This is a genomic window from Kaistia sp. MMO-174, from assembly GCF_037147815.1.
Lineage (GTDB): Bacteria > Pseudomonadota > Alphaproteobacteria > Rhizobiales > Kaistiaceae > Kaistia > Kaistia nematophila.
Genome location: NZ_JBBCUO010000001.1, coordinates 1125725 through 1139828 on the forward strand (window position 1 = coordinate 1125725; position 14104 = coordinate 1139828).

Sequence of the window (14104 nt, forward strand, 5' to 3'; positions counted from 1 at the left end):
GCGGCGTCAGCGGGATGGTTCGGCGGAGGCGCCGAGGCGGAGGGCGACGCCGGCGGAAGCGCCCGTCGGTGGCTCCAGCTGGGCGGTCCGCTGCAGCGGCAGGCGGATCGACACGATCGTGCCCTTGCCCTCATGGCTGCGGATGCGCATCGCGCCACCATGAAGTTCGGCCAGCGAGCGGGTGATGGCGAGGCCGAGGCCGGAGCCCTTGTGGCTCTTGGTGAACTGGTTCTGCACCTGTTCGAAGGGCTGGCCGAGCTTCTTCAGCGCTTCCTTCGGAATGCCGATGCCGTTGTCCTCAATGGTCAGGGTCACGGCGTTGCCGATCTTGCGGGCGCGGACGGCGACATGGCCGTTTTCCGGCGTGAACTTCACGGCGTTCGATAGCAGGTTCAGCACCATCTGCTTCACCGCGCGGCGGTCGGCGGTGAGGTCGAGCGCGTCTTCGAGGTCGGCGGCGATGGTGACCTTGCGGGCCGAGGCCTCCGGCGACATCACGCGGGTCGCCTCGTCGACGATCTCGTCCAGCCGCAGCGGGTGCATGTCGAGCGTCATCCGCCCGGCCTCGATGCGCGCCATGTCGAGCACGTCGTTGATGACGTTGAGCAGGAAATTGCCGCTCGCGTTGATGTCCTGGCAGTACTCGCCGTATTTGGGCGAGCCGAGCGGGCCGAACAGGCCGGACTGCATGATCTCCGAGAAGCCAATGATGGCGTTGAGCGGCGTGCGCAGCTCGTGGCTGATATTGGCGAGGAATTCCGACTTGGTGCGGTTGGCGGCCTCGGCGCGGTCCTTCTGCTCCGAATATTTCTCGGCGAGCTCCACCATCTCCTGCGCCTGCTGCTCCAGCTTCTGGCGCGACTGGCGGAGATCGGCGATGGTCGCCATCAGGCGGCGCTCGCCGTCGATCAGCTTTTCCTCGTGGCGCTTGATGGTGGTGATGTCGGTGCCGACCGACACGAAGCCGCCATCCTTGGTGCGGCGTTCGCTGATCTGCAGCCAGCGGCCGTCGTTCAGCTGCGCCTCGAAGGAGCGGGCGCCTTCCTCGGCGCTACCCTCGCTCGGGATCTGCGCCTGCACGACCGGCTGGCGGCCGGCGGCGATCACCTTCGCGTAGGGCGTGCCGGGCTCGAGCGCTGAATCCGGAATGCCGTGCAGCTGCTGGTACTTCGAGTTGCACATGACGAGGCGGTTCTGGGTGTCCCAGAGCACGAAGGCCTCGGAGATCGTCTCGATGGCGTCGCGCAGGCGGATGTCGGCGGTGCGCGAGCTCTCGGCGAGGCGCATCTGCTCGGTCACGTCGACGGCAATGCCGATCAGGTGCGGCTCGGTGCCGTCGGCGTCGACCAGCTCGACGCGGATGCGGAGCCAGACATAGCTGCCATCGGCCTTGCGCATGCGGAACATGCGGTCGACCGTCGTCTCGTTCGCCTCGTAAAGCGCCTCGACGAGGTTCATCAGGTCGCCGTCGTCGGGATGCACCAGCTCATTGACCTCGCCGAAGCCGAGCAGCGTGTCGCGGGGCGCGAGACCCACCAGCTCAAACATCGATTTCGACCAGAACAGGCGGCCGCGGGCGACGTCCCAGTCCCACAGGCCGCAGCGGCCGCGGCGCAGCGCCGTGTCGAAGCGGTCATAGGTCTCCTGGTAGATCTCGTCCGCTTCCTGGGCGCGGGCCGACTGCGAGAAGTAGCCGTAGAGGATCACCAGCAGGATGGCGCTGGTGCCGACGAAGACGGAAACATTGAGCGACACGTCGGCGCGCCAGTCGCGGTAGATCGCGGGCAGCGGCGTGGCGACGGCGACGAAGCCGAGCCGGCCGTTCAGATGGCGGAGCGTCGCGAAGGCGGCCTGGTCGCCGTCGAGGCTGACCTTGAGCACGCCGGCGCGCTCGCCGAAGATCACCAGCGGCTGGGCGCCGCCGACGATCTCGGTGAAGCTGCGGCCTTCCTCCGAGGTGGAGCGGGGCGCCGTGGCGATCACGCGGCCGGTGGAGTCGGCGACGTAGACCCGCTCGCCGGCATTGGCGGCGCTCTGGGGCACGAAATTGTCGAGCGCGTTCTGCACCGCCATCTGGTAGCGGTCGGTCGGCAGCGTTGGCTCGGCCTGGTCGAGCGACTGGGCGAGATAGGATGCGACCATGCCCATCATGTCGCGCGCCTGGTTCTCGCGCTCCATCCGGAGGTCATAGAGCTGGATGAAGCGCGCGAGGGCGACGATCAGCAGGAAGAGGATGATCAGCACGGGAATGCAGCGACGCAGGATCGGCTCGGCCGAGACGAGCTTTTCGTAGGCCGGCTTGGCCAGTAGCCGAGCGTGCCCCTTGATCATCTGCTTGCGTCGAAACAACATCCCGGCAATAGGCATGCGCTCGCTCGCAGACGCACTGGCTGTCTCTGCCCGCGCCATCTCAGCCCCCTGATATCGGCTATCATCGGGCCAGTCCCACGCCCCGAATCACTCCCATTTGAATCGACCCGAATCACATTGTCCAGACCGGATTAGGGATTCGTTAAGCATAATTTCGAGGGCTGAGTCGGGCGGCGGGGCGAGCCCGGGAAGCCGGGCTCGCAGGCCTGTGAAGGCAGGCTGAAAATACCCTTGCGGACGCTCAGGCAAGCGTCCGCGTGACGATGTCGAGCGTGTCCGGGGAGAGGTTTTCGGCCGCGGCGATCCGGCGCAGCGCCGCCTCGGCGCGGGCCCGGCGCACTGGCTCCAGCGCCCGCCACGACCGGAAGCTGACCAGGAGGCGCGCCGTCGTCTGCGGGTTGCGTTTGTCGAGGTCGAGCGCGAAATCGGCCAGGAAATCGTAGCCGGCGCCGTCCTTGCGGTTGAACTGCGTCTGGTTGGCGCCGGCGAAGCTGCCGACGAGGGCGCGCACGCGGTTGGGGTTGTTGGGCGAGTAGGACGGGTGCTTGAGCAGCGCCTTGACGCGGTCGAGCGTCTCGGCGGCCGGCGCCGTCGCCTCCAGGGCCAGCCACTTGTCGAGCACGAGCGCGTCGTCGGCGTAGCGGGCATGGAAGGCGTCGAGGGCGGCGCGCCGTTCGGGCAGGGCGGCCTGCGTCATCGCGGCGAGCGCGGCGAGACGGTCCGTCATGTTGTCGGCGGTCTCGAAGTGGCGCAGCGCCGCCGCGGTCGCCGCCGGCGTGCGCCTTGCGAGCAGCAGGTCGAGCAGCGTGTTGCGTAGCGCGCGCCTGCCGGCGCTCGCCGCATCGGGATGGAAGGAGCCGTCGCCGGAAAGGGCCTCGTAGTGGCGTGCCAGCCGGTCGCCGAGGCCGGTCGAGATCGCCAGTCGCAACTCCCGCCGCGCCGTCGCGATCGCGTCCGGATCGACGTCCTCGCCCAGTTCGCGGGCAATGTCGGCCTCGCTCGGCAGTTGCAGAACCTGGGCGCGGAAGGCCGGCTCCAGCGCTTCGTTGTCGAGGACGCTGCCGAGCGCGTCGATCAGCGCGGGCTCCGCCTTCGGCGTGCGGCCCGCGATCTGCTCGTGCGTGCCCGCCACGAGGTTGCGCATGGCGAGCGTCTGCGCCGCCTGCCAGCGATTGAACGGATCGGCGTCGGTGCGGACCTGGAACAGCAGGTCGGACGCGGAGATGTCGATGGCGAGGCGGACGGGCGCCGAGAAGCCGCGCAGCAGCGACGGCACCGGCCGGGCGCCGACGCCCTCGAACACCAGCGTCTGGCTGGCCTCGGTCAGGTGGATGATGTCGCCCTCGACGCGGCCGCCGCGGACGGCGTCGAACGCCATGTCCTCGCCGTTCGGGCCGATCAGGCCAAAGCGGATCGGCATGTGCATCGGCTGCTTGCGGCTCTGGCCGGGCGTTGCCGGCGTGCTCTGGGTAAGCGTCAGCCTGTAGGAGCGGGCGGCCTCGTCATAGCTGCCATGCGCGGAGACCTGCGGCGTGCCGGCCTGCGAATACCAGAGCTTGAACTGGCCGAGATCGGTGCCGGTGGCGTCGGCGAAGCTGGCCAGGAAGTCCTCGATCGTCGCGGCGTCGCCGTCATGGCGCCGGACATAGAGGTCCATGCCCTTCCGAAAGCCGTCGGGACCGAGCACGCTCTTCAGCATCCGCACCACCTCGGCGCCCTTCTCATACACCGTTGGCGTATAGAAGTTGCTGATTTCATGATAGATTTCCGGGCGGACCGGATGGGCGAGCGGGCCGCCGTCCTCGGGAAACTGGCGCGCCTGCAGCGTGCGCACGTCGGCGATCCGCTTGACCGCGCGCGAGCGCATGTCGGACGAGAATTCCTGGTCGCGGAAGACCGTCAGGCCCTCCTTCAGGCAGAGCTGGAACCAGTCGCGGCAGGTGATGCGGTTGCCGGTCCAGTTGTGGAAATACTCGTGCGCGATGACGCCTTCGACATTCGCATAGTCGGCGTCGGTGGCGGTATCCGGGTCGGCCAGGACGTATTTGTCGTTGAAGACGTTGAGGCCCTTGTTCTCCATCGCGCCCATGTTGAAATCCGACACGGCGACGATGACGAAGATGTCGAGGTCGTATTCGAGCCCGAACACCTCCTCGTCCCACTTCATCGAGCGCTTCAGCGCGTCCATCGCATAGGTGCAGCGCGCTTCCTTGCCATGCTCGCAATAGATGCGCAGTTCGACGTCGCGGCCGGACTGGGTGGTGAAGCGGTCGGTGATCACGCCGAGGTCGCCGGCGACCATGGCGAACAGGTAGGACGGCTTGGGGAAGGGGTCGTGCCAGATCGCGAAGTGACGGTCCGTGCCGGCGATGTCGCCGCTTTCGCCCGGATTGCCGTTGGCGAGCAGGATCGGCGCGTCGGCTTTCGCCGCCTCCAGCCGCGTCGTGTAGACGGCGAGCACGTCCGGGCGGTCGAGGAAATAGGTGATGCGGCGGAAGCCCTCGGCTTCGCACTGGGTGCAATAGGTTCCCGTGGTCCGGTAGAGCCCCATCAGCTTGGTGTTGGCGGCCGGATCGACCTCGGTCTCGATCTCCAGCGTGAAGGGCCCGTTCGGCGCGTCATGCAGCGTCAGCAGGCTCGGCGTTGCCGTGTAGCGGCCCTGCGCGAGCGGCGCGCCGTCGAGCTTCAGGCCCTTCAGCGTGATCTCGTCGCCGGCGAGTTCGAGCCGGCCGCTCCGGGCTTCGTCCGTGTTCGGGCGGATGGCGAGCCTGGCGGTGACGCGGGTCGCCGATGGGGCCAGTTGGAAGTCCAGCTCGACCGTATCGATGGTGAAGGCGGGAGCGCGATAGTCCTCGAGCCGGAAGGGCGCGGCTTCGGTCTTCATGGAACATTACTCCCGTCGGCGACCGGCTCGACGCCGGCAGATTGAGCGACCTCCAAGATAGGGGCTTCGGCCGGAGGTCGCTATGGCAAAGCCGGAAATCCCCGGAACTCCGGAACCTTTTTCCCCGTCGCCCGTCCAAAGCCAAAGCGCCGCACTGGCCGCATGTCGCGAGACCCTGTAGCTATTGGGGCGCTGTTCAGGCACCGGGCCTGATGGGGCGGTGGCATGCGGAATTCGTGGCGGCAGATTGCGGCGGAGGTGGGGAGCGCGCTCGGCGTTCTGTCCCTGCTCGTCCTGACGCTGCTGATGCCGCTGCACACCACCGCCGAGGCCCGTCTCGCGCTCGGCGACAGGACCGGCCTGACGATCCTCTGCATGCCCGGCAGCGACGCGGCGGATCCTGCCGCCGATCCGGCCAAGGGCACGACGACCGCCGCCTGCGATCTCTGCATTCTCGCCCATGCCGCCAAGGCGTTTGGTCCGGGCGCGACGTTCCAGCTTGCTGCCCCGGCGGCCCATGCACCGGTCCGGCTCGCCATCCAGCGTCCGCGCGTCGATGCCGGCGCGATGCTGGTCTATCTGCCGGATGCGCGCGGACCGCCGCTCGCCTGATCTCGCCGACGGCCCGAGAGGGACGTCCTGCGTCCGGCGCGATGAGCGTCGGCTTTCCCTTGCGATTTCAGGTATTTCCATGACCAAGCTTCTGTTCGCGGGCGCGTTCGGCGTCCTGCTCGTCTCGGCTTCGGCCGCCTCCGCCCATGTCACGCTCGCCCAGTCCGACGCCAAGCTCGGCTCCACCTACAAGGCCGTTCTGCAGGTCGGCCATGGCTGCGCCGGCTCGCCCACCGTCAAGCTGCGCGTGCAGATCCCGGAGGGCGTCATCAACGTCAAGCCGCAGCCGAAGCCCGGCTGGACGGTCGAGACGGTCAAGGGAACCTATGCCAGGACCTACGACCTCTGGGGCGCCAAGGTCTCCGAGGGTGTCAAGGAAATCGTCTGGTCGGGCGGCAGCCTGCCGGACGATTTCTATGACGAGTTCGCCTTCCGCACCTACCTGACGCCGGACCTGCCGGCCGGCCCGCTCTATTTCCCTGTCGTCCAGGAATGCGAGAAGGGCAGCGAGCGCTGGATCGAGATCCCGGCGGCGGGCAAGTCGGCCGACGACTACGAGCAGCCCGCGCCGGCCGTGTCCCTTTCGCCCAAGGGGTGAGGCATGTCCCTGCGCGGCCTGTTTCTGTGCCTCGCCCTGATCATCCTCGCGGCGCTGGTTGCGCCGCGGGGAGCCTCGGCGCATGCGGCGCTCGTCTCGAGTGAGCCGGCGACCGGCGCCGTCCTCGACAAGGCGCCGTCCGCCACGACGCTGACGTTCAGCGAGCCGGTGGCGCCGCTCGTCTTCCGCCTGCTCGGGCCGGACGGAAAGCCGGCCGACCTGGCGGGCGCCGCTGCCGCCGGAAGCCGCGTGACCGCGCCGCTGCCAGCGGACCTCGCGCGCGGTACGCATGTGCTTTCCTGGCGCGTCGTCTCCGAGGACGGCCATCCGGTCGGCGGTACGCTGGTGTTCTCGGTCGGCGCCGCGAGCAGCGCGGCGAATGCGGCCTATGCGGCCGACCGCGATCCCGTCGTCGCGGCGGGGTTGTGGCTGGCGCGGCTCGGGCTCTATGCCGGCCTGTTCCTCGGCATCGGCGGCGTCTTTTTCCGCGCCTTCGCCATGATCGGCCCGCTTCCGCCGGGCAGCCTGCGACGGGGCCTTGTCGCGCTGCTTGGGATCGGCATGGCGACGGCACTGGTCGGGCTCTGTGCGCAGGGGCTGGATGCGCTGGGTCTGCCGGCGACCGGGCTCGCCTCCGCCTCGGTCTGGCAGGCGGGTCTCTCCACCAGCTTCGGCCGCACAACGATCCTCGCCATGCTCGGCTGCGCTCTCGCGCTGGCAGCGTTGTTCGTTTCGCGGCGGCCTGTCCGGCGAAGCCTGGCGGCGCTCGCCATGCTCGGGCCCGGCCTTGCCCTGGCCGCGACCGGCCATGCCGCTGCCGCGGATCCGCAACTGCTGATGCGGCCGCTGGTGTTCCTGCACGCCTCGGCGATCGCGGCCTGGGCCGGGGCGCTCCTGCCGCTAGCGGTGGCGCTCGCTGCCGGCGGCGGCCGCGCCGCGCTCGCCCGCTTCTCGGTCGCGGCGCCGGCCGTCTTCGCCCTCCTGTTCGCCTCGGGCGCGGCGATCGCCGTCGTCCAGCTCGGGTCCGTCGATGCGCTGTGGACGACCGGCTATGGCCGGGTGCTTGCCGCCAAGCTGGCGGCCGTGGCGTTGGTGCTGGCGATCGCCGCGCACAACCGCTTCGCGCTGACGGCGCCGGTGCTGCGTGGCGACGGGCGCGCGACACGCCGCCTCGTCGGATCGATCGTCGCCGAGATCGCGTTGGTCCTGGCGATCTTCGGCCTCGCCGCGCTCTGGCGCTTCACGCCGCCGCCGCGCGCGCTCGACGTCGCCTTGCCGGCGATCGAGGTGCACCTGCATGGCGAGAAGGCGATGGCCGAGGTGGTGGTGACGCCGCATCGCCAGCGGGACGCTACCGTCGAGGTCGAGCCGCTCGATGGCGACGGCGTGCCGTTCCGGCCGCTCGAGGTGACGCTGGCGCTGGCCCCGGCCGGCGGCGGCATGGAGCCGATTCGGGTGGCGGCGACGCCGGGCGCGGACGGTCGATGGCAGGCGACGATGCCGGGCCTGGCCGCGGGCGGGACCTGGACGATCCGGCTCGATCTCCTCGTCAGCGATTTCGAAAAGGCGCAACTGCAAGGCGAAATCACGCTTCCCGCGCCGTGATATCCCCACCGCGCCGGTGCACAAGGCCGGCGCGGACGCCGCTTTGGCCAGCCCTGAGTTGCCTACCTCATTTCCTGATGATATTTCATCACCAGGGAGGAGTACCTCGTGGGCAAGACGACGCTTCAGGACGTCGCCCGGGAGGCTGGCGTCAGTCTCGCGACGGTGGATCGTGTGCTGAACGGGAGAGCCGGCGTCCACGCGCGAACTGTCGAAAAGGTGCAGGCGGCTGTCGATCGGCTGAACTATCAGCCGGATCGGATGGCGTCGCGCCTGGCGCGCGGCCGTGATTATCGCTTCGAAATCATCCTTCCGATCGGCTCGAACGAGTTCATGCGGGTGCTCGAGACCGAGTTCCGCGCCACCGCCGAGCGCTACGTGCATGAGCGCGTGCTTCTCAACATCACGCTCGTCGACGTCTTCGACGGCGAGGCGCTGGCCAATGCGCTGGAGGCGCTGCCGGCCGAGATCGACGGCGTCGCCGTTGTCGCCCTCGATCATCCCGCCGTCGCCGAGGCGATCAACACCATCGCTGATCGCGGCATCGCCGTCGTCACGCTGGTCTCCGACCTGCCGGGCACGCGCCGCGCCCATTTCGTCGGCATCGACAATTCCGCTGCCGGCCGCACCGCCGCCAGCCTGCTCGGCCGTTTCCTCGGCCATCGCAGCGGCAAGGTCGGGCTGATCGCCGGTTCGCTGGCGCTGCGCGACCACATCGAGCGCCAATACGGCTTCGAGCAGGTGGTGGCGCGCGAATATCCGGATCTGGAAGTGCTGCCGGTGCGCGAAGGGCGCGACGAGGACGACCGCGTCCGTCGCGTCGCCGAGGCCCTTCTGGCCGAGCACGAGGACCTGGTCGGCATCTACAATGTCGGCGCCGGCACGCCCGGCGTCGTGACGGCGCTGGAGAAGACCGGTCACACGCGTGACATCGTCTTCGTCGCTCATGAGCTGACCGCCATCAACCGCCGCAACCTGATCCGCGGCTCGATCGATGCGATCATCAATCAGGATCCGGGCCATATGGCGCGCAGCGCGGCCCGCATCCTTCTGGCGATGCGCGAGGGGATGGAGATCGTCCCCGGCCAGGAGCGCATCAAGATCGACATTTTCATCCGGGACAACGTTCCCTAGCGGGCGCTTGCTCCAGTTTTCAACCGACGACGGGCGCCAGCCCGGGACGAAATATCCGAAGGAGGTTTTCGATGAAGACGATCAAGGGGCCGGCCATCTTCCTGGCGCAGTTCGCCGGCGACGCGGCGCCGTTCAACTCGTTCGACGCGATCTGCGGCTGGGCAGCCTCCCTCGGCTACAAGGGCGTTCAGATCCCGACCTGGGACAGCCGCCTGATCGATCTCAACAAGGCGTCGGAATCGAAGGATTACTGCGACGAGCTGGCCGGCACCGCCGCCAAGCACGGCCTCGCGATCACCGAGCTCGCCTCCCACATCATCGGCCAGCTGGTCGCCGTGCACCCCGTCTATGACGAACTGATGGACGGTTTCGCCGTTCCGGCCGTCCGCGGCAACCCGAAGGCGCGCCAGGAATGGGCCGTCGACCATCTGAAGCGTTGTGCGAAGGCCTCGAGGAATCTCGGCGTCAAGGCGCATCCGACCTTCTCGGGCGCGCTCGCCTGGCCGTTCCTCTATCCGTTCCCGCAGCGCCCGGCCGGCCTGGTCGAGGAAGCCTTCGCCGAGCTCGGCAAGCGCTGGACCCCGATCCTCGATGTCTTCGAGGAGAATGGCGTCGACGTCGCCTACGAGATCCATCCGAGCGAGGATCTGCATGACGGCATCACCTTCGAGATGTTCCTCGATGAGGTGAAGAACCATCCGCGCGCGAACCTGCTCTACGATCCCTCGCACTTCGTGCTGCAGCAGCTCGACTATCTCGACTACATCGACATCTACCACGAGCGCATCAAGGCCTTCCACGTGAAGGACGCCGAGTTCAACCCGACCGGCCGCCAGGGCGTCTATGGCGGCTTCCAGAGCTGGGTGAACCGCGCCGGCCGCTTCCGTTCGCTCGGCGACGGCCAGGTCGATTTCGGCTCGATCTTCTCGAAGCTGACGGCCTATGACTATGACAGCTGGGCCGTTCTCGAATGGGAATGCGCGCTGAAGCATCCGGAGGACGGCGCGCGCGAAGGTGCGGAGTTCATCAAGCACCACATCATCCGCGTCACCGAACACGCCTTCGACGATTTCGCCGGTTCCGGCACCGACGAGGCGGCCAACCGCCGCATTCTCGGCATCGCCTGAACCCGGCAACGCAGCAAGGATCGGAAAACATCATGGCAATCGGAGCCAGCAAGGAAGAAGCCACCAGCCGTCGCATCCGCCTCGGCATGGTCGGCGGCGGTCAGGGCGCGTTCATCGGCGCGGTTCACCGCATCGCCGCGCGCATCGACGACCAGTATGAGCTCGTCGCCGGCGCGCTGTCGTCGGATCCGGCCCGCGCCAAGGCGTCGGCCAAGGATCTCGGCATCGCCGACGATCGCGCCTACACCTCGTTCGAGGAAATGGCCAAGGCGGAAGCAGCCCGTCCGGACGGCATCGAGGTCGTCTCGATCGTCACGCCGAACCACATGCACGCGCCCGCCGCCAAGGCGTTCCTGAAGGCCGGCATCCACGTCATCTGCGACAAGCCGATGACGCTGACGGTCGACGAGGCGAAGGAACTGGTGGATCTGGTGCAGTCGTCGGGCAAGATCTTCGCCCTGACGCACAACTACACCGGCTATCCGATGATCCGCCAGGCGCGCGCCATGGTCGCCGCCGGCGAGCTCGGCGAGATCCGCCTGGTGCAGGCCGAATATCCGCAGGACTGGCTGACCGAGCGCGCCGAGGCGACCGGCTCCAACAAGCAGGCCGAATGGCGCACCGATCCCGCCCGTACCGGCGCCGGCGGCTGCATCGGCGACATCGGCACCCACGCCTACAATCTCGCCTGCTACGTCTCCGGCCTCGAGCTCGACGAGCTGCTGGCCCAGCTTTCCACCTTCGTCGAGGGCCGCAAGGTCGATGACGACGTGCAGATCCTGCTGAAGTGGAAGGGCGGCGCCAAGGGCATGCTCTGGGCGAGCCAGGTCGCGGTCGGCAACGAGAACGGCCTGAAGCTGCGCGTCTACGGCACCAAGGGCGGCCTGGAATGGACGCAGGCGGACCCGAACTATCTCTGGTTCACCCGCTTCGGCGAGCCGAAGCAGCTCCTGACCCGCAACGGCGCCGGCGCCTGGGCGGAAGGAACCCGCGTCAGCCGCGTGCCCGGCGGTCATCCGGAAGGCTACCTGGAAGGCTTCGCCAACATCTATACCGAAGCGGCCCGCGCCATTCATGCCGCGCGCGACGGCAGCCCGGTCGATCCGGCGGTAAACTACCCGACGGTGCAGGATGGCCTTGTCGGCATGCAGTTCATCCAGGCGGCCGTGGCTTCTTCCGCAGCGGGTAACGTCTGGACCAAGGTCGGCTGACAACCATCACCTGGGGAGGAGAGATGGTGACGACAGCAAGGCCGCCTCTCCTCGAGGCGGTGGAGATCTCGAAGTCGTTCGGACCGGTCGAGGTGCTGGGGGATATCAACCTCGCCCTCGAACCCGGCGAAGTGCACGCCATCATCGGCGAGAACGGCGCGGGAAAATCCACGTTGATGAAGATCCTCGCCGGCCATCTGGCGCCGACGAGGGGAGAGCTGAAGCTCGACGGGACGCCGGCCGTGCTGGCCGGCCCCGTCGACGCGGAAGCGCGCGGCATCGTGCTGGTGCACCAGGAGATCCTGCTCGCACCCGACCTGACCGTTGCGCAGAACATCTATCTCGGCCGCGAGATCCGGAAGGGCCTCTCGGTCGACGACAAGGCGATGAACAAGGGCGCGGCGGAAGCCGTACGCGCGCTCGGCGTCGACATCGACCCGACCATCACGGTCGGCCGGCTCTCGATTGCCCAGCGCCAGCTTGTGCAGATCGCCCGCGCATTGCTGGTGCCGCATCGGGTCGTCATCTTCGACGAGCCGACGGCATCCCTTACGCTGACCGAGACCGAAGCGCTGCTGCGCGTCATTCTCGACATCAAGAAGAAGGGCGCTGCCGTCCTCTTCATCTCGCACCGCCTGCCGGAGGTGAAGGAGATCGCGGACCGGGTGACGGTGCTGCGCGATGGCAAGCTGATCACGACCCGTTCGGCCGAGGGGCTTGAGCCCGTCGACATGGCGCGGCTGATGGTCGGCCGCGACGTCGCCAAGCTTTATCCCGACCGCGTCGCCACCAAGGCGGAGGACTATGCCCTCGAGGTGGAGGCGCTGGACGTGCCCGGCTATGCGCAGGGCGCTTCGTTCAAGCTGAAGCGCGGCGAGATCCTCGGCTTTGCCGGCCTGGTCGGCGCTGGGCGGACCGAATTGCTGGAGGGCGTCGTCGGGCTGCGGCCCGCGCATGGCCGGATGAAGCTGGATGGGAAGCCGGTCCAGTTTGTCACGGTGCGCGACAGCATGCGGGCCGGCATCGTCTATCTGAGCGAGGACAGGAAGGGCAAAGGCCTGCTGCTCGCCCAGAAGCTCGGCATCAATCTGACGCTCGCGGCCCTTGGCCAGTTCCTGCGCGGCATGCTGATCGACCGCCGCAAGGAAGCGCAGGCGCTCGACGACGCCATCGCCGAGTTCGACATCCGCACCCGCGACAAGGAACTGCTCGCCGGCCAGCTTTCCGGCGGCAACCAGCAGAAGCTGCTGCTCGCCAAGATGATGCTGCTCGACCCGAAAATCGTCATCATCGACGAGCCGACGCGCGGCATCGACATTGGCACCAAGGAGCAGATCTACAAGTTCATCGCCGAGCTGGCGCAGAGCGGCAAATCGGTCATCGTCATCTCGTCCGAGATGCAGGAGGTGATCGGCGTCTGCGACCGCATCTTGGTCATGCGTAACGGGCGGATCGTCGGCGAGGTGACCGGCGAACACATGACAGAAGACGAGATCGTCGTCCTGGCGACAGGCGTCACATCGAGGGAGGCCGCCGTCACGGCGGAACACGCATGACCGATACGACGGCCAACAAGACCGCCGCCCGCCGCTCGTTCGGCGACATCGATCTGCGCGCCGTGGCGCCCTTCGTGGCGCTCGCCGTGCTGCTGGTGCTCGGCGCGCTGGTGAACCCCAACTTCCTCGGCCTCGACAACCTGCTGAACGTGCTGACGCGCAGCGCCTTCATCGCGATCATCGCGGTCGGCGCCACCTTCGTCATCTCGGCCGGCGGGCTCGACCTCTCGGTCGGCTCGATGTCGGCCTTCGTCGCCGGCGTCATGATCCTGTTCATGAACACCGGCGTCGTGGCGGGCAGCCTGCCGATGCTGGCTGTCGCCATGCTGCTGGCGCTCGGCATCGGCGCGCTCTGCGGCCTCGCCAACGGCGTCATCACCACGGCGGGCCGGATCGAGCCCTTCATCGTGACGCTGGGCACGATGGGCATCTTCCGCGCGCTGACGATCTATCTCGCCGAGGGCGGCTCGATCGCCATGAAGGCGCCGGACCTGCGCGCCGCCTACCGGCCGGTCTATTTCGGCAACGTCCTCGGCGTGCCGATCCCCGTGCTGGTAATCATAGCGGTAGCGCTGATCGGCGCCTTCCTGCTTTACCGTACCGCCTTCGGCCGCCATGTCATCGCCGTCGGCTCCAACGAGGATGTCGCGCGCTATTCCGGCATTCCGGTCAATCGCGTGCGCACGCTCACCTATGTCATCCAGGGCGTCTGCGTCGCCATCGCCGTGCTCGTCTACGTGCCGCGCCTCGGCGCCGCCACGCCGACGACGGGCCTGCTCTGGGAGCTCCAGGCGATCACCGCCGTCGTCATCGGCGGCACGGCGCTCAAGGGCGGCGTCGGCCGCATCTGGGGCACCATCTGCGGCGCGCTCATTCTCGAAGTGGTCGGCAACATCATGGTGCTGTCCAACTTCGTCAGCGAATACCTCATCGGAGCCGTTCAGGGCGCGATCATCATCATTGCGATGCTGGTCCAGCGTTCCCTGGTCCGGCGGCGGTGAGGGGCA

Annotated in this window: 10 protein-coding genes; 8 read left to right on the forward strand and 2 right to left on the reverse strand. The window is 68.0% G+C overall.

The features are described from left to right. Positions 1-6 precede the first annotated feature (6 nt). Positions 7-2352, reverse strand: coding sequence for a PAS domain-containing sensor histidine kinase (locus WFK98_RS05090; protein ID WP_420909639.1), 2346 nt, complete (start codon positions 2350-2352; stop codon positions 7-9). Between the two features lie 259 nt (positions 2353-2611). Continuing rightward, a complete protein-coding gene (gene pepN, locus WFK98_RS05095) occupies positions 2612-5254 on the reverse strand; it encodes an aminopeptidase N (RefSeq protein WP_336799477.1) in 2643 nt (880 codons plus the stop codon). Between the two features lie 225 nt (positions 5255-5479). Here pepN and WFK98_RS05100 point away from each other — a divergent pair, with 225 nt between their 5' ends. The 8 genes from WFK98_RS05100 (at position 5480) to WFK98_RS05135 (ending at position 14098) form a co-directional block, all read left to right on the forward strand. After that, positions 5480-5866 carry a hypothetical protein gene (locus WFK98_RS05100; protein WP_336799478.1) on the forward strand — a complete coding sequence of 129 codons (387 nt, stop codon included), beginning with the start codon at positions 5480-5482 and terminating at the stop codon, positions 5864-5866. 79 nt (positions 5867-5945) lie between these two features. Further along, a complete protein-coding gene (locus tag WFK98_RS05105; RefSeq protein WP_336799479.1) occupies positions 5946-6464 on the forward strand; it encodes a YcnI family copper-binding membrane protein in 519 nt (172 codons plus the stop codon). A 3-nt stretch (positions 6465-6467) separates the two neighbouring features. Next, entirely contained in the window at positions 6468-8069 is a 1602-nt protein-coding gene (locus tag WFK98_RS05110) for a copper resistance CopC/CopD family protein (RefSeq protein WP_336799480.1), read from the forward strand. A gap of 108 nt (positions 8070-8177) precedes the next feature. Beyond that, positions 8178-9203 carry a LacI family DNA-binding transcriptional regulator gene (locus WFK98_RS05115; protein ID WP_266339432.1) on the forward strand — a complete coding sequence of 342 codons (1026 nt, stop codon included), beginning with the start codon at positions 8178-8180 and terminating at the stop codon, positions 9201-9203. Positions 9204-9274: 71 nt separating this feature from the next. After that, a complete protein-coding gene (locus WFK98_RS05120) occupies positions 9275-10330 on the forward strand; it encodes a sugar phosphate isomerase/epimerase family protein (protein ID WP_336799481.1) in 1056 nt (351 codons plus the stop codon). Between the two features lie 32 nt (positions 10331-10362). After that, positions 10363-11541, forward strand: a complete 1179-nt coding sequence (locus WFK98_RS05125; protein WP_336799482.1) for a Gfo/Idh/MocA family protein — start codon at positions 10363-10365, stop codon at positions 11539-11541. 23 nt (positions 11542-11564) lie between these two features. After that, positions 11565-13097, forward strand: coding sequence for a sugar ABC transporter ATP-binding protein (locus WFK98_RS05130; RefSeq protein WP_336799483.1), 1533 nt, complete (start codon positions 11565-11567; stop codon positions 13095-13097). Further along, the gene (locus WFK98_RS05135; RefSeq protein WP_336799484.1) at positions 13094-14098 is read left to right on the forward strand and encodes an ABC transporter permease; all 1005 of its coding nucleotides are present in this window, start codon (positions 13094-13096) and stop codon (positions 14096-14098) included. The genes WFK98_RS05130 and WFK98_RS05135 overlap by 4 nt, the downstream gene beginning before the upstream one ends. Positions 14099-14104 lie beyond the last annotated feature (6 nt).